Source organism: Vibrio sp. QJM3NY_15 (assembly GCF_057785995.1).
In genome coordinates this window covers 1,983,336-2,009,471 of record NZ_CM173517.1, presented here as the reverse complement: position 1 = coordinate 2,009,471, position 26,136 = coordinate 1,983,336, and the positions used below count along the sequence as shown (strand labels likewise).

At 43.3% G+C, this 26,136-nt stretch carries 17 protein-coding genes; 1 reads left to right on the top strand and 16 read right to left on the bottom strand.

Annotated elements, in window-relative coordinates; all coding sequences use genetic code 11:
• Window positions 1-55: 55 nt before the first annotated feature.
• On the bottom strand, window positions 56-3,730 hold the full coding sequence (locus AC3CKG_RS09080) for a hybrid sensor histidine kinase/response regulator (RefSeq protein WP_488528213.1): 3,675 nt from the start codon (window positions 3,728-3,730) through the stop codon (window positions 56-58).
• A gap of 32 nt (window positions 3,731-3,762) precedes the next feature.
• The gene (locus tag AC3CKG_RS09075) at window positions 3,763-4,806 is read right to left on the bottom strand and encodes a response regulator (protein ID WP_065111252.1); all 1,044 of its coding nucleotides are present in this window, start codon (window positions 4,804-4,806) and stop codon (window positions 3,763-3,765) included.
• 321 nt (window positions 4,807-5,127) lie between these two features.
• Between AC3CKG_RS09075 and AC3CKG_RS09070 the strand changes: the two genes are divergently transcribed.
• A complete protein-coding gene (locus AC3CKG_RS09070; RefSeq protein ID WP_488528212.1) occupies window positions 5,128-6,357 on the top strand; it encodes a hypothetical protein in 1,230 nt (409 codons plus the stop codon).
• Window positions 6,358-6,453: 96 nt separating this feature from the next.
• Here AC3CKG_RS09070 and AC3CKG_RS09065 read toward each other — a convergent pair whose 3' ends face one another.
• The 14 genes from AC3CKG_RS09065 to AC3CKG_RS09000 all read right to left on the bottom strand — a co-directional run bounded on the left by AC3CKG_RS09065 (window position 6,454) and on the right by AC3CKG_RS09000 (window position 26,124).
• Window positions 6,454-7,131, bottom strand: a complete 678-nt coding sequence (locus AC3CKG_RS09065; RefSeq protein ID WP_488528211.1) for a protein kinase domain-containing protein — start codon at window positions 7,129-7,131, stop codon at window positions 6,454-6,456.
• A 79-nt stretch (window positions 7,132-7,210) separates the two neighbouring features.
• Window positions 7,211-10,603, bottom strand: coding sequence for a type VI secretion system membrane subunit TssM (tssM, locus tag AC3CKG_RS09060; protein WP_488528210.1), 3,393 nt, complete (start codon window positions 10,601-10,603; stop codon window positions 7,211-7,213).
• Between the two features lie 2 nt (window positions 10,604-10,605).
• Entirely contained in the window at window positions 10,606-11,802 is a 1,197-nt protein-coding gene (icmH, locus tag AC3CKG_RS09055; protein WP_029223514.1) for a type IVB secretion system protein IcmH/DotU, read from the bottom strand.
• Window positions 11,803-11,807: 5 nt separating this feature from the next.
• Entirely contained in the window at window positions 11,808-13,139 is a 1,332-nt protein-coding gene (gene tssK / locus AC3CKG_RS09050; RefSeq protein ID WP_488528209.1) for a type VI secretion system baseplate subunit TssK, read from the bottom strand.
• A 41-nt stretch (window positions 13,140-13,180) separates the two neighbouring features.
• Window positions 13,181-13,669, bottom strand: coding sequence for a type VI secretion system lipoprotein TssJ (gene tssJ / locus AC3CKG_RS09045; protein ID WP_065111257.1), 489 nt, complete (start codon window positions 13,667-13,669; stop codon window positions 13,181-13,183).
• Entirely contained in the window at window positions 13,666-14,616 is a 951-nt protein-coding gene (locus AC3CKG_RS09040) for an FHA domain-containing protein (protein ID WP_065111258.1), read from the bottom strand. The genes tssJ and AC3CKG_RS09040 overlap by 4 nt, the downstream gene beginning before the upstream one ends.
• Before the next feature lie 3 nt (window positions 14,617-14,619).
• A complete protein-coding gene (locus tag AC3CKG_RS09035) occupies window positions 14,620-15,348 on the bottom strand; it encodes a type 2 periplasmic-binding domain-containing protein (protein ID WP_065104007.1) in 729 nt (242 codons plus the stop codon).
• On the bottom strand, window positions 15,335-16,333 hold the full coding sequence (locus tag AC3CKG_RS09030) for an ABC transporter substrate-binding protein (protein ID WP_102277935.1): 999 nt from the start codon (window positions 16,331-16,333) through the stop codon (window positions 15,335-15,337). The genes AC3CKG_RS09035 and AC3CKG_RS09030 overlap by 14 nt, the downstream gene beginning before the upstream one ends.
• Window positions 16,330-18,897: an MFS transporter gene (locus AC3CKG_RS09025; protein ID WP_488528208.1), complete on the bottom strand. Its 2,568-nt coding sequence runs from the start codon at window positions 18,895-18,897 to the stop codon at window positions 16,330-16,332. The genes AC3CKG_RS09030 and AC3CKG_RS09025 overlap by 4 nt, the downstream gene beginning before the upstream one ends.
• Before the next feature lie 10 nt (window positions 18,898-18,907).
• Window positions 18,908-21,520, bottom strand: coding sequence for a type VI secretion system ATPase TssH (gene tssH, locus AC3CKG_RS09020; RefSeq protein ID WP_488528207.1), 2,613 nt, complete (start codon window positions 21,518-21,520; stop codon window positions 18,908-18,910).
• Window positions 21,521-21,566: 46 nt separating this feature from the next.
• On the bottom strand, window positions 21,567-22,499 hold the full coding sequence (locus AC3CKG_RS09015) for a type VI secretion system baseplate subunit TssG (protein ID WP_488528206.1): 933 nt from the start codon (window positions 22,497-22,499) through the stop codon (window positions 21,567-21,569).
• Between the two features lie 64 nt (window positions 22,500-22,563).
• Window positions 22,564-24,315: a type VI secretion system baseplate subunit TssF gene (tssF, locus tag AC3CKG_RS09010; RefSeq protein ID WP_488528205.1), complete on the bottom strand. Its 1,752-nt coding sequence runs from the start codon at window positions 24,313-24,315 to the stop codon at window positions 22,564-22,566.
• A complete protein-coding gene (tssE, locus tag AC3CKG_RS09005; RefSeq protein ID WP_488528204.1) occupies window positions 24,308-24,730 on the bottom strand; it encodes a type VI secretion system baseplate subunit TssE in 423 nt (140 codons plus the stop codon). Before tssE ends, tssF begins: the two co-directional genes overlap by 8 nt.
• On the bottom strand, window positions 24,730-26,124 hold the full coding sequence (locus AC3CKG_RS09000) for a type VI secretion system contractile sheath domain-containing protein (protein ID WP_488528203.1): 1,395 nt from the start codon (window positions 26,122-26,124) through the stop codon (window positions 24,730-24,732). Before AC3CKG_RS09000 ends, tssE begins: the two co-directional genes overlap by 1 nt.
• Window positions 26,125-26,136 lie beyond the last annotated feature (12 nt).

The following is a 26,136-nucleotide window of genomic DNA, read 5'->3' as shown; positions in this document are numbered from 1 at the left end:
CCACTTGGGCTCTCTTTAACAGTTTGTAACTTATGACATATTTAGTGTTTCTCGATCATGATGAACTAGCCAGCGCTGAGCCTTTTAGCAGTTCAGTCGCGCTATCGAAATCAAACTCCTCGAGTGCGCTTTCCAACCTTTTAAATTCCGAAGGTGTTAGCCCAACCACAGCACCGTCCTCAATGTTAAGAACAATGTTGAGAGCTTCGGTGTCATCATTGGATACCGCTTCTAATAATTGGCCGTATAGTTCAGTACTTGGCTGATTAGGCGATGTCTCCAGCTTTGTTTGTTGGTCACGTGTATTCTCGGTGGCGACTGTTGTGTGGCAGATCGAGTTAGCGATCTCTTGGCTGAGTTCAATCGTGGTTTTGATGACCTTTTCTTTTAGGTCGTCATCGGTGATTTCGGATTCTAGGTTTTCACATAGACTATGCAAGTTGTTAGCCCCTAGGTTACCGGCCACACCTTTGAGAGTGTGCAAGTAACGTTGTTGAGCACTACTTGATAGTTCGACAGTTAAGGTGCTTTTGTCAGAGTAGGCTTCAACAAATCGTTTCAATAGCTTCGTGTATAAGGTGTGATTGTTGCTCGCCCTCATTAATCCCATGTTGGTATCAAGACCGTTAATGATTGGTAATGCCTCAGGTACTTTTTCTGCGTTGTTGCTATCTTGTGGAGCGTTAGGGGATTCTTGCAATGCAACATTAAATTGCACTGGGTTAGAAGGTGACACCCAATTGGCTAAGGTCGCGAACATCGAGCCGACATCAATCGGTTTAGCGATAATGTCAGTCATCCCACAGTTGAGTGCTTTTTCTTTATCCCGCTCCATCACGTTTGCTGTCATCGCAATGATTGGGATTTGTGCGTCTTTTATCTTGTTACGAATATGCAGGGTTGCTTCGTAACCGTCCATCACTGGCATTTGGCAATCCATCAAAATACCATCGAAAGGCACGTCGTCAGTTATGGCTTGTTGATAAAGGTCTATCGCCTGCTGACCATTCTCGGCAATGGTCACTTTAATTTGCTGCCCTTCTAAAAGCTCTGTTGCGAGCTCTTGGTTTATCTCATTGTCTTCAACTAGCAATATGTTAGCTCCAGCCAGTTGTTGCACGTTAGCGAGTTGATTCTGTTGTTCCAATTCGTTGCGAGATACGCGGTCTGAGTCGAGTCCATAGAGGGAAACGATAGAATCATAGAGATGAGAGGAGGTAATGGGTTTGTCGAGAATGCTCGGAATCTCAAAGCCGCGTTGTTGGATAGCTTCTGCAAGTTCTTCTCGATCGTAAGCGGTCAACATCATCATCTTAGGCATCATGCTTAACGGTTGCCCGAGGTTTAGAGCTTCAAGTAAGTCGACACCATCTCGCTTAGGCATCTTCCAATCCGATATCACTAAATCGAATGGCTGGCTTTGAGCGTCGGCAGTGTGTAACTCAGCAAGCGCTTCATCAACGGATGAACTCAGCGTTGGAGTTAGTTTGAGCGACTCTAGGATATCGCCCATGATCAAGCGAGCACTGGAGTTATCGTCGACGACCAAGACTTTCAAATTGTTAATTGAAGTAGGTACTACAACTCGATGCTGCTGAATTGAGTGACTAACGCGAGTGGCAATCGTAAACGAAAAGGTTGAGCCCTTACCAAGTTCTGTTGAGACGTGAATGTCTCCACCCATCAATTGGCTGAGCTCTTTGCTGATCGCTAAGCCTAAGCCTGTACCGCCATATTTTCGAGTGGTAGAGCTATCCGCTTGAGTGAACTTATTGAACAGTTTAGCGGCTTGCTCTTGTGTCATACCAATTCCGCTGTCTGAAACAGCAAAGTTCAATTTGATATCATCGCCTTGCCTTTCCGCGACAGAGATAGAGATCTTCACTTCACCTTTTTCCGTGAATTTGACGGCATTGTTACTTAGGTTAATCAATATTTGCCCAAGCCTTAAAGGGTCGCCAATAAGATTGGTCGGCACATCTCTATCGACTTGGATAAGTAGTTCTAGACCTCGTTCTGACGCGCGCAGCCCGACTAAGTTAGTTATGTTGTCGAGCACATTCTCTAGATGGAAATCGACTTTCTCTATGTCGAGTTTTCCTGCTTCAATTTTCGAGAAATCGAGAATGTCATTGATTAGCCCCAGTAGGGTATCGGAAGAGAGCTTCACTTTGTGAATGTAGTTACGCTGTGCCTTGGTTAAATCTGTTTTCAATGCTAAGTAACTCATACCAATGATGGCGTTCATTGGCGTACGAATTTCATGGCTCATATTAGCTAAGAAATCTGATTTCGCATGATTGGCGGCATCGGCTTCATCACGTGCAGCAGCTAGGCTGTGCGCGAAGGTTTCTAACGCTGAATGTGCTTTGTTAGCGAGTAACCCCATCAACAAGATAATGATGAAGAAAATCACACCACCCACGGCCAAATGGTAAGTCACACTGGACGAGTCTTTAACATTGACACTTTCAGCCAAGTGACGCTGAGAAACGAAATCTCGCAGCTCTAAGAAATTTTTATCCATCGCTTTGAGTAACTGATGACTCTGCCTTTGTGAATTCACTAACTCAGTGAATTGCGCCTCATAAACGCTGATATGGTCGTCAAAGGCAGTAATTTTTACCTCTGGTGCGTACAAGGCAATCAGTCGTTGTGCGTTGCTTGATTTAGATTGCATCTCATTAATTACATGTGACACTTTGTCGGCGATGAGCTTCTGTTCCTTTGAATTTGCGAGCAGAAAATCTCGGTTGAATCGATTTGAACGGCTTAGTAGCGTGCGAATTGCCAATAGGTCTTGCCCAATGAGCAATTGGGAAGAGAGTTCTGCTTGAGATTGAGAAACGAGATGATTCAATTCCGCGACTTGACTCTGTTTGGTTTGATAGAGCAAACCAACCGAGCGAGAAAACTCAGAACCACTCAGGGTGACCTGATTGATAAGCGAGGATCTTAGTTTTTTCGACGAGATGGGTACACCCTGAAGTTGAACCAAGTTGGTGTAATAGCGATTTTTTGCTTTATCAACGATTGCTAAAAGCTGTTGTCCTTTGTCATCTGTGATTTGACCTTGTAACTCTAGGATTAACTGTGAAGCCTCTTGCATCTCTAGCTTGACTAATGAGTAGGTCTTTAGGTTACCGTCGAGTAAATACTCTTTTTCGAGGTTTTGTATATTAACCGCGAGAGTGGTGAGTTGACTGGTTTTTAAGGCAATGTTGGTGAGTTCTTCACTGGTTAACCTCAGGCCTCTGATGTTTTGAATGTTTTGGTTAATGGCTTGGTTGTGTAAGTTCCTAATTTCCCGCAACAGTTCTGTCGCTGCATTGGAACGTTCATTCATAAGCGCCCGGGTCGATTGGTTTAATTCAATAATTTCGGCATATTGCTTGAATTGAATCAAATACTCCGTCAGTAGATTGATTGGCAGTGACGCAGCATATTGGTTAGCATACTCATTGGCTAAAGGAACCGTTTTTTCTGCTTCTTTATTAAAGCTAGCAATGACTTGTTCGTTGTAGTCGTTACTGAAAGACAGCTCATAAACACGCAGTTTATCTAGGGAGGTCAGCACACGAGTACTGGAAGCGTATTCTTCAACGCCGATGAAACGGTTATTGAGATTAATCCAAGCGCCCACTGCGACGGAAAACACAACGATAGCCGCTACGAGAAAAGAGACTAAGATTATTTTCGAATCGTTAGCAAATCTTGAAACAGTATTCATAAAATACCTGTATTTATAAAGTACCAGCGAACTTAGTGTTCTGGTTCATCAGAAAAAGAGTCTTTGATCGCTAACATCTCGTCGAGCTTACTTATGAAGATAGGCACTAAGTTAGGATCAAAATGATGGCCAGCTTGTTCTTGAATCAGTTCAATGGCTTTTTGAATAGGCCAAGCTTCTTTGTATGGGCGTTCGCTGGTCAGTGCGTCGAATACGTCGGCAATCGCTACAATTCGCGCGCTGAGAGGGATATCTTCACCGGATAGCTTGTGAGGGTAGCCACTACCATCCCATTTTTCATGATGATAGAGCGCAATTTCTTGCGCAAGCTTGAGTAGTTTAGAGTCATTGTCACCAATAATATCACCACCAATGGTGACGTGTGTTTGCATGATTTCCCATTCATCAGGATCCAGCTTTCCGGGTTTGCCTAATATGGAATCGGGGATACCGATTTTCCCTATGTCATGCATTGGTGCGGCTTGGAAAAGAAGTTCTACCCAATCGTCATTAACGTCCAAGTGTTGAGCAAGAATTTTCGAGTAGTAACTCATTCTTACAACGTGCATTCCCGTTTCATTGTCTTTGTACTCTGCTGCACGACCGAGCTTACGGATTATCTCCAATCGACTCATTGCCAGAGCTTCCGTTCTCTGCCTTACTTTACGAGAAAGTGCCAAGTTTTGGTCATACAGAGAAATATGGGTAGCAACCCGCGCTTTGACAATCGGTGGGCTAACAGGCTTGGTGATGTAATCCACGGCGCCCAATTCAAAACCACGTTGCTCATCAACTACATCTGTCTTAGCGGTAACAAAGATCACTGGAATGTCAGAGGTGACAGGGTCGCTTTTAAGTCGGCGGCAGACTTCATAGCCGTCCATAATCGGCATCATGATGTCGAGAAGAATTAGATGAGGTTTTGGTGAGGAGGAAGCTATCTTTAATGCTTTTTCGCCAGATGTCGCTGCTTTGATCTTAAAATCGTCGTTGAGGATCCCTGAGAGTGTATGGATGTTGTCTGGGATATCATCAACAACCAGAATAATGGGTTTATCTGTCGTAATTTGATTCATTTTTCGTCCCTAAAAAATTTAATCAGATTGCTATGTTCTATGCTATTAAAGCGTAGTGGAATTTGGTGGAAATGCATGATTTCTGGAGGGTTAATTATTGGTTTTGGAATCTAAAAGGAAATAATGGAGTCCCTTTCTATGAATAGATATTTTATATGTTAACCTTTATTTAACAAAGAATAACGACATGGATTGTGTAGTAGTGCGATCAAGGTTGAATAGTTCAGGATCGAGTTTGCTAAGACTGAATAATTCAGAGGTACTTAGTCGTTCAAGTAACTTTTCAAATCTAAAGTGGACTTGTTACAGGGAGAACGTACGATGCCGAATACAGGGCTGACCATCATTCAGAAAGACATGCTATCGCTGTTTGCGAATGCAGATTTGGTGGGTGTGACTAAAGTTGATAAGGTTAAAATTGCTGTTGCCGCTGCAACAGAAGTTGACAGCTTAACGGGCACCATTACCGAGGCTGTGACAGGGAGTGGAACAAGCCTTGCTGGTATGATTGAAAACATAACCGAACAGATAAAAGAAAAATTCTTGGACTATGCGAAGAGTATTACATCCATAGCGATGGATGATATTAAGGCTCAGATTCTCGCTATGATCCCTAGTTTGGTTAAACGAATATTTGCCGACCTAGCCCCTGCGATTGATGACATCAAAGAAGCGGCAACACGAATTTACTCGGCGCTGGGTAAAGCGGTTAATAATCATAAAACTCGCCACCTTAGTTCAATGACAACGACGCGTGTTGGTGCTGATGTTATTGATAAAATTCGTGGTGAGATTCGCGCTGTTGCGATCGAAGATTCAATGATTGCACTGGCTCATGGTGGTGTAATCGCGATTAACTTAGCCAGCTCAGGAATTGGTGCTACCGTAACTAGTATTGTTAAAGCCGTTCTTTCTATCTTCAATTTTTTCCGCGGTTTATACGACAAGTGGGTAATGGAGCGTAAGTTTCGTAAGTTTAAGCAAGAGTGCGTGATGCTTAATCAGAAGAGGGATGTTATTGGCGCGAACTTTTTCCGAGACTGGTTCAAAATGAAGCTGGAGGAGATCCCTGTCATCGCTTCTTACATGGTTTGCATGCCTTGTTATAGTTCGCCATATAATTTTCTCTCAATTACCGATATCACGCCACCACCTCCGAATATGAGGACTCGCTTAACTCGAAGAATTAAGCGTAAGTTTGGCCGTAAGGTGAACACTGACCCATCCGTGATTAAGTTATCTTTCCAGAAATCGACTCTAAGTGCTTATGCCACATTGCAAGAAGAGGCTAAGGCGTTTATTGCCAATAGCGAAATCGCTTTAGAGAGTAATAAACCGGGAGTGAAGCAGGCGTTAAATGCCGCGCGCGGCGAACCGAACTTTATTCCGGGAACCGATGAAAAAGCGTTTACTAAGGCAGTGCGTAAACAGCAGGTCAAAAATCTCTTCAATGGCACCACAATTAAAGAGAGCGTAAAAGAAAGCCTTGCTCCCAAAGCATTGGCGGCCACGGTGGCTGGTGGACTAGAATCGCTCCTAGTACCTGAATAATAAAGCTATCTGAATTATTTAACCACCGAGGCCAAACGAAGACGTAATGTGCTTAAATGAATGTAAAAGGCGGATGATCAGTCATCCGCTTTTTTGTTACCTGCTGGTATGTTCGGTATTCCGGTTTTGCTTCAATAGAATTTCATATCGACTTGGCAGGACGGCTGAATCATCTATCCATTCCTCTAACATAACCGCGAGAGCGAACCAATCGTCAAGCTTGCTAGTGACCAAGTGCTGTCTAGAGTATCTAGGCGTGTAACTCTCAAATCGAAGCTGTTCGCGTTTCGTGCCTATCTTAGTAACAGATCCAAAATCAATGAGTTGGGCTTGGCCTTGCGGGCTGAATACAATGTTGGATGGCTTAATATCACTATGAACGAAACCTAACGTGTGGACTTGGTTAATCGTAGCTTCTAAATTACGAACCCAGTGGGAGGGTAAGCATTCCGCCAAATCTGAATCTGCTTGTATCTCTAGCAGTGTTTTACCATTCATGTAAGAAAGAACTAAACAATCACTCTTGTGACTAGAAAAGTAATCACAATAGTTCGGCCAGATATCTTTTTTATTCGAGTCGGTATTGAAATTGGTATTTGAATACAGGAACTCCGCCTCTTGTTTTAAGAAATGACGGTGTTTTAGCTCTTGAGCAGATTTTATCGTAACCAGCCCCCAACTAGGATGTTGGGCTTTGAAAACCCGTGAACTTAAACGAGAGAGGTTAGTGTATCCATGAGCCTTGAACACTTGCAGAAGCTTTTTATCGTTCAAGTCCGTTTTTGAGAATATATCATCCTCAGAAGTTTGAGCTCGCCTTGATGGACAAGACGAGCTGTTTGAAAATGCGTTATCAAATACCACTTGGCAGTGAGAATCCAGAGAAGAAACCGGGAACAAACGGATTCGACTGACCTTGAGTTTTGATGGTCAGTTTTACCTTGCTGTCACCGTAAACAAACTCAACTTGAGTATCTTGAGCGGATGTAAAATTCACGTTTGGCTCAAACAAGCGGAACCAACTCCATGTCCCTTTTACGGTGTTTTGGCCAATTGTAGAATCCTGAGCATTAAGTTGAATGCCTAACTTCTCGATAAACTTCGCGTCACCTTGCCATGATTGTTGACTCCATAGTGTTGGGCCATGACGATAGGTAAAGATAGGCTTATCCGAAATGATCGAAAACTCCGTGATGTTTGGTGTCATATCGACGGCTTTCAGTTGGAAATTGATCAGAATGTTCGATGGATCAGCTAAAAATAGGGCGTTTTTTATATCAGCGGCCTTATCAATCATTGTCCAAACTTCAGGCGTAATGGATAACCCTGTACCGGGTAGTAATCCCGGTAAGTAGGGTGCTTCGTCATTGTTCTTGATGAATCCATTTAGACGAGTTTGAGAGAATTTATCAACGATGCCATTAGTTACGAAGAAGGCTTTAACATCCGCAACACTCACGTCCGATTTGGATTTTCGGTTGAACGGATAAAACGAAGCTAATCGTTGTTGGTAAGGTTGATACACTTCTTTTGACCACGCTGTATTCAAGTAATCGTGAGCTAACGACATCACCGTCTCATTGCTCTGGTGTACCACCTTATTAATCAGCTCTTCAGCGACAGCTAAATGATTGTTGGACAGGCTTGATAGTGACGCAATCGGATTACCAGCTTGCAACGTCACAGACAGTGTTTCAAAGGCGACCTTTTGTGGCTCTTTGGTCTCGTAAAACTTGTCTCCCCACTTTTTCGCGTTGATGAATGCTGTCAGTAGGTTGTCGATGGGCTTCTTACCTTGGTCATTGGCAGAGACCTGTTTTTTGTATGCTTGGAAACTAAGAGATATCTGACGAGCGGATTCTTTTTTATCAGGATCTTGAATCGGCATGCTTGCAGGATCTTGTTCCTTGTCATTCTTAGCTGGTATTTCTAGTTCTACATAGGTGTACTTGGCGATCGTCGAGTACAAACTGACTAGTGGATTATTACTGGCTTGCGACAGGCTCGTTAACGTGTTTTTTAGTTGTGTCGGGCCGGCCACTTCTTTGACTTCGACATTACGAACTAAATCACGCCAATAGTTAATGTAATCATTCTGATAGGTTTGTTTTAACTCTCTGCTGATTCGATGAAGCTCGAGTGCGCTAGGGTAAGCTCCAGCAACGCCTTCATAAGACTGCAATGCAGATTTAAGAGTCGGGGAATTGACCGATAAATCGAGTTCGTTAAACCCTGTCGGTGTGTAGATATAAGGAACTAAGTAGCCGGCGTAACTTGGCGAGAACTGGAGTACTGAGCCAAAATTATCACCTAACTCACCACGAATATCGACCCGCTTTGCGTAAGCCGTAGAACTTTGGATATGTTCGTACAACAGGGTTTCAATACCTGTCTGGGTAATCACTTTCTTAGCGAGGCTCTCTAAGTCATGATTCGATTTTATAGGCGTCAAGTTACGTGCAAAGATGTCATTTAACAGTACTTCAAGCTGAGCAATGTTGACGCTATCCGCCTCTCCTTGATCTTGCAGCGTACGAATGTAGTAGTTTTTAAGCTCTTGGACATTAGTTCTGTCTTTGCTGAAAAGTAAACGGTAGTTGTTAAGCAGAGACAGCGTTTGTGATTGATCTTCTAAGTTTACATATACAAACAGGTCTTTCTCGATCGTATTTTCCATCGAAGGGATAAGCACCTGTTGTAGCTCTGTGAAATAGGCCTCTTCCACTTCTTTCTTGATGCTAGGGTTCGGCATAAACGGCAAGCTATACCAAGGCTCGGGCTGATTGTAGAGGTTATAGATTCTCTGTAGTGAAAACAGGTTCGGAATGTTATCGGCCATATTCTCGATGTCATAAGGTGAGGCAGATATCGCTTCTTTGTAGCGCTCAAGCATCACATCCGCTCTGGTCTCGCGTTGGTTCTGGAAGTCAAAGTCGAATTTAATTACCAACAACACAGCCGCGAGTAAGCCAACCCAAGAGAGCGTGAACAGTACTTGGTTAACCAACAAAGTGTTCTCTTTGCGCTTGTTTACGCCGACCAACTCGCGTTCAGATAAGATCACGTGTGTCATGAGGTATTGGGCAAACAAGGTCTGATTAACAGGAATTTGCTCATTCTGTTGATAGTGTTCGTGACCTACAGAAAAAGATACAGCGCTAGCTAGCAAGTCTGATTGCGGAGAGCTTTGGCCGTCATGAGTGAAATAGAAGCCTCTGAACTGCAGGGCATCACTGAGTTGTTCACCTCGGTATAATCGATTGAGGAACAGCCAAAGGTTTTGTTTCAAGAGTCCAAACTGGAAAGGCGCACTAGCAATAGAATTTCGATAATCTTGATTCAGCTGGCCAGCCAATGCGTTGCTCATGTTAGCGATCAACTCACTGATTAAATGATCGTATTCATCATTATACCAGTTCGCATCGATACCACCGTGTGCAGAGTAAGGGGCTGTGACACCGAATACTTCATCCCTTTTTGATTCGTCAAAAGCAGAGAAGAACTGACAAAAGTCGCTGATGCTGCCCATATTGGAGATGACGTTATAAATCGGTAGGCTGACACCGAATGCTTGATTAAATGTCTTGATAGTTGATTTTATCTCATCAGCTTGCTGCGTTATTTTTTCATTATTTTCCAGTAGCGACGATACATCAGTAGTGAGTAACAGACCATTTGCAGCTTGTCTCGGGCGCCACTCGGTGAGTGATTGAGTGAGTGTCTTTAGATATTCAGGATGTTGGTCTTCGCCCATACTTACCGACACCAAAATAGAATGCTCGCTAACCCAAAACAAAACAGGGAATTCAATGTCATTGCCGAAGTCATCAAGCTTGTAGGCTTCGTAACCCATTTGAGTGATGATGCTTTTGTCTTTGTTTGGGTTTTGACTCAATAGTAAATAAATCGGTTGATCGTAACGGCTGGTTAAGCGAGTTTTGCGTTTTTGCCCGTTGATCATGCGCTTGAAATGGTTTGCTAATTGCTTTTTTCTTTTCTGGATCAGTTCTTTGTCGAAAGACTCTTGTTGCGATTTTGCGCTGCGTTTGATGAGCACCCAATAGCAAATGAAGCCGATAAGCGTAGAGATAATGGCGATAGTGGTCAGTGCCCACACCAAATAAGCATTGAGTGGTGTTAGCAAAATAACGCTAGAGGCGACGGTAAAAAAGGCGACAGAGGCTAGGGCAGAAATGCCTACTGTTTTCTTAACGTTGCCTGACTTGTTTGATTTGGCATCCGGCATAATCAGTTAGACTCTTCCTTGTTTAAGTCATGCGCAGAAGTGCGAACAATAATGGCATTTATTTGGTCGTTTTCTACGTACCAAGCTTTGGCTGTTCTCGCTTCTTCTGAGGTGTTGGCTCTTAATATCACTCGATAGTATTTCTTGTAAGGTGAGATTATTGGCTCATAAGCTGACGGAGAGAGATTTTTGATGAAAGCTTGGGCATTCTTTTTATTTGAGAACGTCGCGAGTTGAACCAACCAATTGGCTGAGCTTGGCGTGAAGTTAGTCGTTTTTTCGGCTTCTACCGCGTCAGCTTTACTCGCGTGACGAGGGGGGTTTTCCAAGTCATTATCTTGGCTGATGAAAACAATGTCTTTGATTTCTCCAGATAGAACGTAGCGTTGGCTAAAGTTCGGCAAAAAGGTGAAATCACGCGATCGCTGTGCGTGTGTTTTGTTGTACCAGAACTCTGTTAAACCAATACTGGTTGCTATCAAACAAAAGAAAAACAAGCTAGTAATGAAGTAACGCTTACGTCTTGTCGGTTTTCTTACGTCAGGTAGCTTTACCTTCGTGCGGCAGTGAACACCACTGGCGGTACGATATTGACTGATGGTTTGTTCTAGTTGGTGGACGAATGCTTTTAACTGTTCAGCGCCGCCTTCACGATATTGGCCTTTGAATCCAATATTGATGAAGAGGTAGATAATCTCCAGAAGATCGATCAGTTTGTGTGGCTGTCTTGCGGCTTTTTCAGCAACAGAGAAGAAGAGTTCACCACCATTACGCATGCCAAACAGTTCGCTAAGCAGTGTTTTGTTTTCCCAGCCGCGTTTTTCTCCCCATTCGGTGTAGATGATGAACTCATCGATGACTACGGCATACAAAAAGCAAAGTTTATCGATAACGGCAATAGGGTAGGTAAGCTCAGTGGCTTGAGCTTTTATATCGTTAATGCCTTGAATAAACTGCTCGCGGAAAACGGTTAAATCTTCGGGTTCAGACAGCGTTGAGATCTTGAGTGTTTTGGTCAGTAAATCACTACTGATGTTGATCAGTTGATTCTCTGCCTTATCAAAGTGACGCAGAAACTCTTCTTGGGTGCTGGTGGAGTGCACCGCAACTAATTTAGAGAAAGCTTGGTCAGACTCTGTATTCGCAGAGCCTTTTGATGCTTTATCTATGACAAGTGTTTCTTCGTCTAAATAATCCATGGCCATTATCTCAACGCGTATAGAACGACTTCGAGAGCGGGTATGCGAGCGTCGACGTGCAGCGCAATCGCATCACGTGTATCGAGCATATCCAACCAATTCCGGTCTTTGGTATCGACTTCAAAATAAGCTACACCTTGCATCGGTTTCAGCTCACTCGGTGCGATCGGAAGTGGCGTTAACGAAATGCCAGACAGCGAGCTACGAACGAGTTCCACAATCTTGTTGTTACTGCTGAGCTTCGCGGAAATAGGGAACAGTTCATTTAGCTCTGTACTGCTGATGTCAGACTTAACACTCAGAACGAAACGACGGTTGTAAACGCTGCTAGGGTCTTTGATCAACGTGCGAAGTAAACGGCGTTTCTCAAACAGTGAAATGTCCCATTTGAACTCGATGACTGAATCTTGCTGAACCAGCGTGAGTAAGTTTCTCAGGCTCGAAAATAGCGGGTTAAAATTGTCGTAGAGCTTGTCATATTTTAAAGGTTGGCACTCATCTGGAATCGCCGGTGTTAACGCCATAACTTGGGCTTCAAACTGTTTTAACTTTGAATACAGTTCGTGCGTTGGGTACTTGGTGTTACTGATGGTTAATTCAAACCACGGTAGCCAAGTGTTGAGCGTTTGAAGCCACAGGAAATCTTGCATCATAGACTGAGGACTTTTTTGCCCTTGGCCAGCCTCGATGCGTTTAAGAAGGTTCTGAGCTCGGTTACTGACCAGCGCATGAATTTCTTTGGCTCGTTCGCTAAGCAGCGTTGAAGCGCCGTAATGTAAGCAGGCTGGAATAAAAGCTCTATCAAGCATCACTTCATCGGAATCACTGATTTCTAAGATCTTAGCGACGGGAATCAGGGTGAATCCAGACGTGTCTTCTCCAACAAACTTGAGACCGATATTAAGCTGTGCGACATCAACTTCAACACTGGCATTTTCAGAGGTAGATGTGTCGAAGACGTTGATTGAGCGGGTGATGTAGCGGCTCTGTTCTTGACCGTCTTCACTGTAGTCATTGTTGCCTTGCAAAGAGATTGGCAGAGCAAGGTAAACGATGGTTTCAATGGTGCCTTTAGGTATGTCGACGACGATCTCTTGCTTGAGATTGAATTGGGTTCCATCGGGGAACACGCCAGAACAGCTTGGAATAGACAACTTACCGATCTTCAATAGATCGTGGTTCAGCACTAATTCGGTGATGCCAAAGAAAGGGGCAAAACCAGCCAGTGTTTCGATGTTCTGACGAATGTAGTTTTGCACGTAGCGGTCTTGTTGCTGAAAGTGCTGAGGCGCAATAAACATCCCTTCTTGCCAAACTACTTTTTTGAAAGCGTCCACGTAAAATCCTTTTCTATTATTTTTATATATTGGCTTTTTTATTAAAAGATTTGCCACCAGCTGGAGTCAGGCTGTATCACGGCTAACTCTGCTTTCTTCCCTGTAATCGTTAACTCTAAGGTTTGCTCTGGGTCGGAAGGCATCATCAAAACGGTCTTGGTGGTGCTATTCTGGTAATCAGCGAATTCGACCAGTGCTGCAATGTATTGAGTGTTCTTATTGATATCTAACGTCAGCTTTTGTTCTGAGCTAGGCAGTACAATGGGTAATACCTGTTTTGAAACTAGGTTGGCTGCCAATAACTGCAAGTCATTGTTGTATAAATCAATAAACGGAAGTTGCTTGAACAGTTGTTGGTCCGTTAATTGATAAAGCCTAACCACTACTGGATTAGCTTGGTCGTCATTGTATTGGTTGACTGTCGCATCCGCTTTAACGGTCAACGAGTATTGAGTGACCACAGGAGCCGGATCTGATGAAGAACATGCTGCGATCAGTAAACAAAGGGATAAGAGTATGAGACGTTTCATTCTCTTTCCTCACTTTGCTTCTGCATGTTCTCCATAAACAGCGCTTTGAACTGGCGTCTGAAATCTCCGTTGTCTTGGCGGTGTTGGAAGTGTTTTCTGTAGATCTTCCAATACTTCTTATCTTTGTTGGTAAAAATGCCGTTACTTACGTACTCGCTAAACTGGTTCTCAAGTTGCTTTGGTGCAAACTCATTTAAGAACTGATCAACCGTCTGTTCCAACGCGTCGAACAGTGCTTTTTGTTGTAGCTGTGGGTTCTGTAAGTACTGCTGGTTCTTTTCAGTTAACGTAATGAGTTTGTCGATAGACTCTTCAATACGGGTATTGTTCTCAACATTAACCGGTAAGTACTCTAATTCAGTAGAAGAGAGAACGTTGCTATCGCCATGAGCGATTTCGTCCACTTCAATGTTGGGCACGACTTTGTCGTCATCTAAGTCTTCAAAAGGATCAGACGAGAAGGGGTCGTCACTCAATACATTCTTCGAAGAGAAGTTTGAGGTTTTCTTAACAGTCGAGACTTGTGGTGCGTCATCTAAAAAGTCTGTGTCGCTGTCATCGAGTTTTAAGTTGAAAGGTTCTATAAAAGTTTCATCCTGTGTGGTGTTATTGGTCGCGCTCATTTTCGGGTCACTTAATAGGCTCACCAGTAGTGTGTAGCCACCCAGTTTGATGATGTCACCATCGGTAATGACGTACTCTTTCTCTTTTGCCAGCGACTTGTCGTTTAACGACACTCCATTGTTACTGATGTCTTTAATCACGTAACCGCGGTCTGTTGGGTAAAGCTGGCAGTGAGTTCTTGAGATCCATTTCGTTTGATCGGGTAGCGCAATATCACATGATGGAGAACGACCTAAGCTTCCGCCACTTTCGGGCAGATACGTCACTCTAGAGGATACGACCTCTTCAGCAGGTACAGAAATCATGTGGACACTGATGGACAATGGCTACTCCTTGCACTTGGATATGGCTGAGTTAAAACTGTCTAAGAAACCTGAATAGGTTTTAAGGAATCGATTCGAGAAGTAGACCCCCATATCCTTGGTATCTAAGTTCGTCGAATTGAAGTAATCGAGTGGTAAAGAGGCTTTATCCAGTTCTCTTTTAAAGACCAACTCATCCTCTAAAACAACATCAATTTCCCTTTGTTTTAAAAGTCTTAGTAATACTTTAGCATCTCGTGGCTGCTTAACGACGTTAAATCCATTACGTTTTAGCCAAAACCATTTGTTTGAGCCAAATTTGGCAGAAAAGTTAAGGTTTAATTTTGACAATTCATCAACCTTCGGCTCCACTCCTGGACCAAAATACCAATTTAAAGTTTGTTTCGCGATAGGCGCTGAGAGCGTAGCGTATTCGTCACGTTCTGAGGTTTTGGTTGCAACGAAGAAACCGTGTTGGCTGCCACTATGAACACGCAGCTGTGCGTCAGACCAAGTGGTCATTGTAAGCTGATAAGGTTGTCCCATCATGCCTAAGGCGCATTTAACCTTGTCTAATGCGATTCCTTGCATTGAGGCGTTTTCATAGGTTTGGTACGGCGGCCAATCTTGCGTGGTAAGCATTAGGCGAGATGGCCCAGTTTTTACCTGAGCAGAAGCACTCATCGACCAAAACGTCGAGATGAGTAGGGTGAGTAACGATAATCTGATGGTTGAGGCTCTAGTTAACATCATTAGAGTGTCCTATCACTTCAGAAATTTTCAATATTGACACTGGCGGGTAATAGTCGAGCTTATGAGCGGCTTCGATATTAACAATATAGGAATATTGGCTAAGTGACTCTATAGGAATGTCTGAAGCTTTTTGAGTTCCTTTCAATATGTTCTTCGCTTTGTATCCAGCAAATTGACCAACATTGTAGTAGCGGCTAACAATACCAAATAAGGCCTTATGGTTTCTTATTGGGCTTTCGGTTGCCGAAAATGTGGGGATACCTTTCGAATGTAGCCCTGATACGACTTCCCCTCCTTGGGTGATGATGTATGAATCAGGTGGTAAATAAGCCATATCGACACCATCACGTTTCATATTGTTTATCGTGAGGTTAATTAAGTCGCTGTTTGACTTGCTTTTATCAATGTTTAGTGGGTACAACATAACACGCTTGTTATAAATTTCCGATAACTCCATCATTTTATTTGCGGTGATAATCGAATTATTTTCGTCAGCGTTATATATAACCCCAAGGCTTGAAATGTTATTGAGTTTTTCTATCGCTTTAAATTGTATTTCATGGGGTACGATGTGCGATACACCGGTAAAATTTCTATCGTCTGAAGATAAATCAGCAATCAACTTAGAACCCACTGGATCGGTGACAATACTGAACACAACAGGCGTCGAGTTATTCATTCTAAATTCGCTGGGTTCTGTATAAGTCCCTAGTAAATTCAAGGTGATAGTCGTACCAAAGGAATAAATGAGATCGGCATCTTTATATTCTAGATCTTGAATGTGTTGTTTGAGCTGTGCTTTATCCCTATTCGCATCGAGAATGGTAAACCGCACATCAACATGCTGCGATAGATAATCCATGAAGCCTTGCTCGGCATCGGTTACCCCTCTCCATAATAAAAGAATGACATGTTTTTCGTCACTTTTAGCAAAGGAAAGTGGGGTTATTAAAATAAAGCTAAGGACGAACACTATAAATCTCATGATTGAACCCCTAGCTTCTGTTTATCAGACTTCAGAAATATTGAGAAAAAGACAATTAAGCTAAAGGAACTTGCAAGTAATGACGCGCCAAATATAAGAATGGTTTGGTCGTAACCGAAGATACTTAAACATACCCCAGCTAACATAGGCCCTGCGATATTACCAATACGTTCGGTAAGTCTGAAAATACCGATGATTTTGCCTTTCTCGATCCCTTGCCCAGAAAGTAGGTCGATGACTAAAGGGATTTGAGGAGAAACACAGATGCCGTGTGCGATACCAATAATAATCACAATAAGTAGCAACCCTAACGTGCCTTGGAAAAAATAGAAGTTGAGCAAGGCAAGGGACGAAAGTAATCCGCCAATAAAAATAAAGGCCATTTTGTTTTTGAGTTTGTCGACCAAAATGGCACTCAATGGTGAAATTAGAATGATCGCGAGGCCATAAGCCATAATCACACGCCCAGATACAGAGCTACTTTCGCCAAGGAATTGGAGATAAACAGGGCAGATATAGTAAAGGAAACCGGTGAGTACGATCTTTGCTGGTATGGCGCTGAATATCGTGATCAAGGCAAAGTACTTGTTACTTAACAGCAGCTTGAAATCTTTTAATTTGACGGGCTTGCTTGAGTTTCCGGTGTTTGATTTTTCAAAAAACACATACACAAGCAATACACTGAGAGTTGCTAGTAATCCTGCGAGCATAAACGTTTCTGAGTACCCAAGTTTCTCCGCTAAGATTCCTCCGATAGCTGCACCACATAAAGAGCCAGAGAAGAATGATGACAAGAAAGTCGCCATGCCTTTGGTGCGATTAGAATCATTGGTGGTATCTGAGACATAGCCTTGCGCCGAAATGAACACGATACCGTAGCCGACAGCCGTGAAAGCGCGCGCTATCAGCAAGAATTCTAAAGATTGAACGAAAGCTGTCGCGATTAAACCGACACAAGTGATTAGCCCCCCAGTCATTAACGAATGTCTTCTACCTACTTTGTCTGACCAATAACCAGCAAACGGCAGCGAGATGGCCCAGCAAAGCATGAATAGGGATATGGGTAAGCTAGTGACTAGGTTTTCAGGTATCCAACCGGTTGTGTTTTCTAGCGAAGAGACGAACCTAGGGAAAAAGGCCAACGAAGACGCTTCTGAGAACACCAATAAAAACAGCGGCAAGCGAATGAATCGAAAGTCTTGTTTGTCGATATCTTGAGATGGCTGATTAGGATTGAGCCTAATGATCGCATGGTTGGTGAGGTTAAGCAGTTTGCCAATTTCATCGCGCGTAGAGATCTTCGCCAAGTGATTAACGATGTCTCGGTTCACCAACATGAACACTTTCTTTACTTGGTTCCAAGGCGAAATGATCATGAAATTGCACATGAACAGAATGATTTCGGCCACCACAAGGCAAGAGGCAACCAACACGGTAATCATGTCCATGACGCTTTCTTTGAGTAGGTTGATGATCAAATTATTGTCTGTGGTGACGTTCAATTGAATCGTATGACTGTTGTTGAGTGAGAACGTCGATTCTCGAATAGAAGGGTGCACAACTTGTTCTTCAGGGTAGCGATAGGAAGAGCCTGACTGTCCTTCAAAGTTAATCGAGAGAATTTCGCTATGGTGATCAACGAAGAAAGCAAACTCCTCTTCTAAGCCGTGCAGCTTGTCGTCAGGAACGCCTTTATCGAGTAACCCTTTAATCATCTGATTTAACGAGTCGCCAATCAGGTTGGACTTTTGTTCGAGCTTAACCTCGTAAATCTGTGAAAACTTGTCTAGCGATTGATACGAAACCCCAAGGTTAGCAATGATCGTTAGAAGGATAGCAAGTGAGATAATGAAAACAGGAAAGTGCTTATTTTTTAACTTCTCAAACTTAGACAATGAGTTAGGTGATTGCAGCGCCTTGTGAGCTTGGGTAATCGTTGGTAGCAATTCATCCGAATCGGTAGCGGATTCAAATATTGCAGTTGCGCCTTTTACTCGGCCTACAATACCTTTCAATAGGTACTTCAAGGCGATAAAGGCAATCAAGCAAGAGAGTAGTATCCAAATTGCCGAATAGAGAAACTGGAGCTTGAGCAAGAAAGTTTTCTGTTGCTCTAACAGCGTTGTGGAATAGTAGAGCTTTACTTGGCCTTCGACTAAACCAAAGGAGTTAGTGATGTCGAGCGATAGCTGACGGTCATGTTCTTTATTTCCCTCTCCGGTACTAAATAGTCGTTCGCCAGAACTAGAGACGACCACCAAGGCGGTAATACCGTCAACGATTTTTAAACGACGGTCCAGCATACTTTGGATGTTGGATATAGCTGAGAGAGGTAAGCCCAAACTGATGGCTTGGTTGATATCGTTATGTGTTTCTTCCAACACAATCTCATAGATAGAATCTGAGGTTTCAGTGAGTCTTTTCTCGAAATTGAAATAGTTTAACGTAGCATTTAAAGTGATGGAAAACAGCAAAACCGCCATGATCGCCAACATCAACTTAACCCGAAGAGACAGGTTAAGTAATGAAGGTTTGGTCAAGGTTTGGCTGGCTTTGCTGTTCATTAGTTAAGACCTACTTAATAGATAAATCGAAGTCGGCACTATTGTTGGTCGCGCTAACAGTAACTTGAGTTATCGGTTCGCTACGACTTAGACGACCAATACACTCTTCAGCCAATCTAGGCATCAATGAACGATTAATGATTTGTTCAACAGCACGGCCACCTGTGGTTGGGTCGGTATTACGGTCAACCACGAACTGAATGAAATCCGCATCCCAAGTGAATGAAGCTTGATATTGCTCTGCAAGTTTCTTCTTGATTCGGTTTAGAGAGATCTCAGTGATCTTCGCGAGCTCTTCATCATTAAGTGGGTAATAAGGAACAATGGTGGTTCGGCCTAAGAAAGCTGGCTTAAAGTATTGCTGCAGATCTGGACGAATGGCTTCAAGTAACTCATCGTTGTCGATACGGTCTGTGGTTTTAGCGCATACATCACAGATAGCTTGGTCGGCTGCGTTCGACGTCATAATGATGATGGTGTTTTTGAAATCGACGGTGCGACCTTCACTGTCTTTGATATGGCCTTTATCGAAGATTTGATAGAACAAGTCATGCACGCCAGGGTGTGCTTTCTCCATCTCATCCAATAGAAGCACTGAGTAAGGATTGCGTCGAATAGCTTCCGTTAACACACCTCCTTCACCAAAGCCGACATAACCGGCAGGCGAGCCGAGTAACATAGAGATCTTATGTTCTTCTTTGAACTCGGTCATGTTAATCACGGTAAGGTCGTTACTACCTCCGTACAGTTGCTCCGCAAGCGCCATGGCGGTTTCGGTTTTACCCACACCACTCGGGCCACACATCAAGAACACACCAATAGGTTTACGATTATCGGTTAAACCAGCACGGGAGATGCGAATCGCTTTTGCTAGCTCATTCTTCGCAACATCTTGGCCAATTACTCGAGTATTAAGTTCATCTTCCAAGGTAAGCAGCTTGGCGATTTCATCACTCATCATGTTGCCCACAGGGATACCTGTCCAATTGGCAATGACTTGAGCAATGGTGTTGTCGTCGACCATGGCATAAACAAGAGGTTCTTCCCCTTGAAGACCCGCTAATTCAGTTCTTAGAGTATCGAGTTGCTTCTGTTTGTTGGAATCAACCGCATTTTGCTCTTGTTCTTCGGTTATCTCTTGTTGAACAGATTTGACTTGGTCGACTAACTCAATCTCTTTTTCCCAACGCGTGTAATAAGCAGCCAATGCTTTTTGGTTTTCTTCAATTGATAGAGTGAGCTCTTTGATTAACTCAGCACTGTTGGAGAACAAGGCATCCTCTTTCTCAAGCGCCGACTTCTCGTTTTCTTGATAGCGAATGGTCTGCTCTAGCGTTTCCAATACCTCAGGTTTCGCACCTTGTGTCAGTGCAATTCGTGCACTGGCGGTATCGAGCAGGCTGATTGCTTTGTCTGGTAGTTGACGACTTGGTAGGTAACGGATAGATAGGTTAACCGCTGCTTCTATTGCTGACTCTGCGATAAACGCACCATGGTGAGCTTGCAATGAAGCGGCTACGCCACGCAGCATTTGCATTGCATCTTCAGCGTTAGGTTCTTCAATGGTTACGACTTGGAATCGACGTGTTAGAGCAGGATCTTTTTCGAAGTACTTTTTGTATTCAGCCCAAGTTGTCGCTGCAATGGTTTTGAATTCACCACGTGCTAGTGCTGGTTTGAGAAGGTTGGCTGCATCGTTTTGTCCGGCAGCACCGCCTGCACCAATGAGCGTATGAGCTTCATCGATGAAAACAATGATAGGAATTTCAGAGCTTTTCACTTCGTTGATGACGTCTTTTAAGCGGTTTTCAAACTCACCTTTAACGCTAGCTCCAGCTTGCAGTAACCCAAGATCTAGCGAGTGAATTTGTACGCCTTGTAACGCACTCGGGACTTCATCCGCGGCGATTCTTAGTGCTAAGCCTTCGACAACTGCGGTTTTACCCACGCCAGGTTCACCTACCATAATCGGGTTGTTTTGGCGTTTACGACATAAGATATCAATCGCTTTTCTTACTTCGGCATTACGGCCAGAAATTGGGTCGATATTCCCATCAATCGCTTGTTGAGTCAGGTTGACGGTGTATTTGCTTAATGCGTCGTTGCCTGCGGGTGTGGTGTCGACAGTTCCAGTAGCTGAAGGCGTGGCAGAGTTGCGTGCAATAGGGGTTTTCTTGATCAGACCTTGCAGAGATTCTAAAGACACACTGCTTAATGTTTCAAGCTGCAGGGTACTCACACCGAGTACGTTTTGTTGCATCAGCGCTTGAATAAGGTGCAAGCTGACAATCTCACCGTGACCGTAGTTTACAGATGCAATCATCCAAGCATCTTTGATCAACTCAGTTAAGCTGTGGCTTAATGTTGGCTGACCTTCATTACCTTTAGGCAACATAGAGATTTTCTTGGTCAGTTCATTAACTAGTGCGTCTAATGAAAGCTTTTGAGATTCGCACAGCGCCATGAGTTTTGCGTCTTTCTGCGAGATGAGTTGAAGAATCCAGTGTTCTGTTTCTATCGCTCCAACACCTTGGTTCATCGCCGCGCCCGCCGACGCTTCCAGCGCTTGCTTTAGCTCGGGAGATAGCTTTCCTACTAAGTTAGTGAGAGTTACTTGTGTCATAGTCAATTCCTTGTATCTCTATAATCTATACATTCCGTATTACGAACTACAAAAGCAAAATCTTTACGGTTTCATTGGGGTTACGTTCAGGTGCTAGGTAGTCAATCTCACCTAAACGAGCGGCAATAGAAACGTTGCTTGATAAACGGGGTCTGGTTAAATATGAACGCTTAACGTTCAGGTAAATGGCAATGGGCGTACTGTCTTTTAGGTAATGCTGAGTCAAAGACAACACGGCTTTGGCAAATTGATCATCTTGTTGAATTTCTAGAAACTCCTGTCTGTTTTCCGGAGTAACGAAAATATTCAAATTATTAAAGTGGGCTAGGCAGGTTTTTCCAACTAAAAAACCTTGTCCTAAGCGACTGTTGAAGTCACGGTCAGTACCGATTCGAGTCAATGAATCTGCAGGTAAAAGACGTCGTTCAAAGGCTTTACACTCAACTTCTATCGAATAAGGGAAAAAGTCATTTAGGATCTTTTTCAAAGTTGTAAGGCTGCGGCTTTGTTGGCTCAGTAGCAAAGAGTATTGAAGGTACTCTTTGTGTTCTTTCCCTAGCGCCGCTAAGTGATTCAATAACGCAGTTTTCTTCGGGTTTTGTTCGCTTTCAACGAGCAACCAACGTCGTGCATTGGTTCGATAGGTAATTTCGAAGTGTCTTTGATTGAACACGTCCAGAAAATCTTGCAGAGAATGATCTTCGTTGTGTATCGCCGCTAATAGCTCTTCGTAAATATAATTCGGTATCACGCCTTTAACGCCAGAGAGCGCTTGCTTCGCTAGTCTGAGCTTGGCCTTATTTCCCTTTAACGAGAAATATTGAATCTCCTGAGGATTGCCCGTCGGCATTGCCTCAGATTTCAATTGAATCTGTAACGGCGCGGTACTTTGGGACTGAAGTTGATCCAACAACCTCATCGCCTGTGAGAAGTCGTATTTCTCAGGCTGAGTTGCTAAATCTTCGATGAAGTTCTTCATATCATCTCCCTATGGCCATCGCTTTGACTATGTATCGCTGGCGGTATTACCGATATTTTCTGCGTTATAGACACAATTGACTACCGTGAATTTTAGGGTACTTTTTGACGATACCATCTCGTCCGTAAATACGGATCTTGAGTTGAATATATCGGTCAAAGCTACAAAATTGCTGGAAGAAGCGATTTAACACATCGGCAAACGCCAAATAAGGGGAGGTCGCATCGAGTGTCAGTTCAATCTCGGTTCCGGGAGAGAACACGTTCTTGCCCAACACGCGAATAGCGGACACTTGGGAGTTGAACGTAATGGAATGAATCATCTGAATTTCAGCGCTTGATACCTGTTCACGACTACACAAACTCAACATGTGCTTTAGGTCGGCGACTGGGTTGCTCGATTGCACCAATGATGAAAAATTGGTGTTCAGTAAACTAATAAATTCCCAATGGATGTTTTGGTCAACTTCTTTGGGAATGGGTGCTGAAGGTGGATAAATAGGTGAAAACTCACCGGGTAGGTCGATGCTTTCTAGGCATTCTAACGTGCCACTTACACCACAAGCTTGTTTGCCATTAGTACACAGTAAGCGAGTACCGAGTAGCTTACTGAATTCAGTATTTGGCGTTTCAGATAACGAAATCGCAATGCTCATTTCACCGAAGTGATTGTGTTTGCTTTGCCAGTAGTCGTACTGTTGGTTGTGTGAATATTTTTCTTTAAAAAGAGGGACTAAAGGTATCTCACCATTGGGCGTGATTTCGTAAACGTTCTGAATTTCAATGATTTCGATATTGTTGTCACTGTGCGCGTCGGCATTGACTGGAACAGAAAGGGTTCTGTGATCGTAAGGGATCGGCTCGCCTGTTTGTTCGAACAAGTTAATCGCGGGCATCACATTGAGCTTGAAGACATCTTTATTGAATAAGCGGATAAACTCAGACGGTAATGATGACATGAATAAGTTAATGACGATTTCAGATTCGTCAAATTGTCTCGCGTATTCGGCAAAATTCTTGAGCCTGAAGAATTGTCGCTTCTCTTTGAAAAAGAAGAATTCGTTAATCAGTTGGTAACCCGTGAATTGATTTCCATGCTCAGGTAGAAACTTAAACTCGAGGTCGCTAATTCGGTTCTTAAGCTGGTGGCTATCAACGGTTACGTGTCGAGCGCATTCACTGTCTGAAATCGAAATCGACAAGGTGTTATTGAGAAGAAGTTCGACTAGTGAGTCTGCGTTATTTTCAAACCCTTTGACAAAGAAATCGAGGTCATTCAGTTCTAAATGGCTGAAATGTACTTCTGGGTCACCAGTGTTCAGTGATATTTGAACAACAGCAGAGCTTTGATTGGCCGATTTGGGTCTGTTAAAACTAAATGGGGCGCTTAAAGCTTTGATGTTGCTTAGGTTAAACGGGGCAATTTTAAGTTCATCAACGGTTCTAAATAAGCACTCATTTTTTGTGTTTGTACTCGAAAACAGAGACCCTTTTGGCAAGATGTTGGATTCAACAGGGCCGTCTTCGGTAGTTAATTCAAGATAAGCGACACTAGGCACAGTCTGAATATAAGAAGGATAGAGGACACTTAAAATGCCTTCAATAACCTCAGGTAACTGCTCTGATAGCTTCTTTTCTACCTTCGCATTTAATAGTGCTACGCCATCCAAGAGACGAGCCATACTTGGATCTTCGATCTTACCTTGATGAATATTGAGCTTTTCAGCGTGCGTCGGATATTCTTGGCCAAACTGTCCTAATGAACGGCGCACAAAGGCCAGTTCCTGCTCGAAGTAACGCATAATAGGTTCAGTCATAGTTATCTTCTTCTAAAGAGGTCGTTAAGTCGCTTAATGCGATTTTGGAATCAAAGATTAGGTCCTGTTCACCATAGCTAGTCTTTACCTTGGCAATGATGTTGAACGACAGTGAGTTATCGCCTTCTTTACGTTCACCTAGCTCAACGGATATGTTGTGCAATCGTGGTTCAAAGCTTTTAATCCATGTTTCTATACGTAAGGTAAGCTGAGTCTTTTCTAAGGTTGCACTCAATAACTGAATATCTTCGATACCAAACTTCAAGTTGGAACGGTTTACTTCGACCAATCTGTTGTCAATGTCTGTCAGTGATGCCTCAGCTTCTAGGAGTTTGGTGAGATGGAACTTGATGTCTTCAATCTCTGCATCCTTATAAGGCTTCGAATCGCTAATAAAGGTTGTCCAAAAGCTCATTACGCCACCTCATTTAGGTCGGTAGTTAGGACCACTTCGCCACTGAAGTAATCAAACTGGTATTGAGGAACAATGCGCAGAGTACAAGCGAAGCTGCCAGCTTGAGAACTCGATTCCGTCACGCTCACTTTGGCGAAGCTGAGTGGGTATTTGGATAAGGTTTCCTCATTGGCAAATGAAACGTTACTTGAGAACTTCTCTATCCAGTGTGTTAAAAACAACTCACATTCTGTGGCGTTGTTGAAGCTACCTATCATCTCTCTTACTTGAACTTTTAGGTAGTGCGCGATTCGGCAAGACATCAGTGTGGTTTGAATTTGGGTCAGTACTTTGTCGTTGTCACTTTGTCCGCATTGCCAAATCGAATTGTTACCATTGAAGTAAAACTTATCGGTTAAAGGACTCTTCGCTAATGGGATAAAGCCGCTCTGCGCGTAGAAATTCGACAGTTGCCCGAACAAGCTAATGTCCGTTACTGGCTTTTGCAGGTGGCTATCGAAATAGTGATTCGCAGGAAGGTTGATGACGGCGCCTTGAAGCTTATCGTTCCAACGAGATTTCAAAAAACCAAACCAGTTCACACGGTGGAACTCTCGCATGATCGTGGTTGCCAGTACCATGTTGGCTAAACCCCAACAGCCTTTACCTTGCTCGTTATAAATAAATCCTGCTCGTCGGTTTTGGTAAGCCTCACGAAGGCGCACTTGAGGAAGCGCCATGCCGATAAAGCGAGAACTTGGTTTACTGCGTAAATCTTGCCACGCTTTAAAGTCGGGGCCGGAAAGGATCTTGTTGATACGTTCTATGTCTGATAGCCAATCTGCGCCGCTTTCACCAAAGAACGTGGAGACTGGCGAAAACAACATAGGGCAGAGTGTCGCTTCACCTAATTTTCCTAACAGTTCTACGGTAAACAGATCGTCGTAATCAGCGTCAAAATCGATGTCCATCGAGATAGGGTGACTGAATGTGATGCAACCAAAAGGGTTTCCACCTAAGGTATTCAATTCGTTGTTGCCTATCTTGTTATACAAGTCGCTGGATTTGGTTGAATAGGCTTGGTTTACGTCACTGGAGATCTCCGCCCAATTCATATCGAGTAGCTTCACATGAGCTCTTTGATAGCTGACGGGTAGGGAAACAAGTTGTTGAAGGCTTAGCCAGTTACGTTCTAGCTTTTGAAACTCTGGTTCATGTAAGACTTCATCAAGCTGCAAACTGAGCTTAGTATCGATTGTTGATATAAGTGTTGATATCAATGAAATTAGTGAGGATTTAGAGCTTAAGGAGTGTTTGTCTAGCTCAGATAACAGAGATAAAGCCTCTTTCATAAAGGTATTATCTGTGTCATCTAATTGGTTGAATTTGTTTTGCCATTCTGTATTTAACTTCATACAAAATTTTGG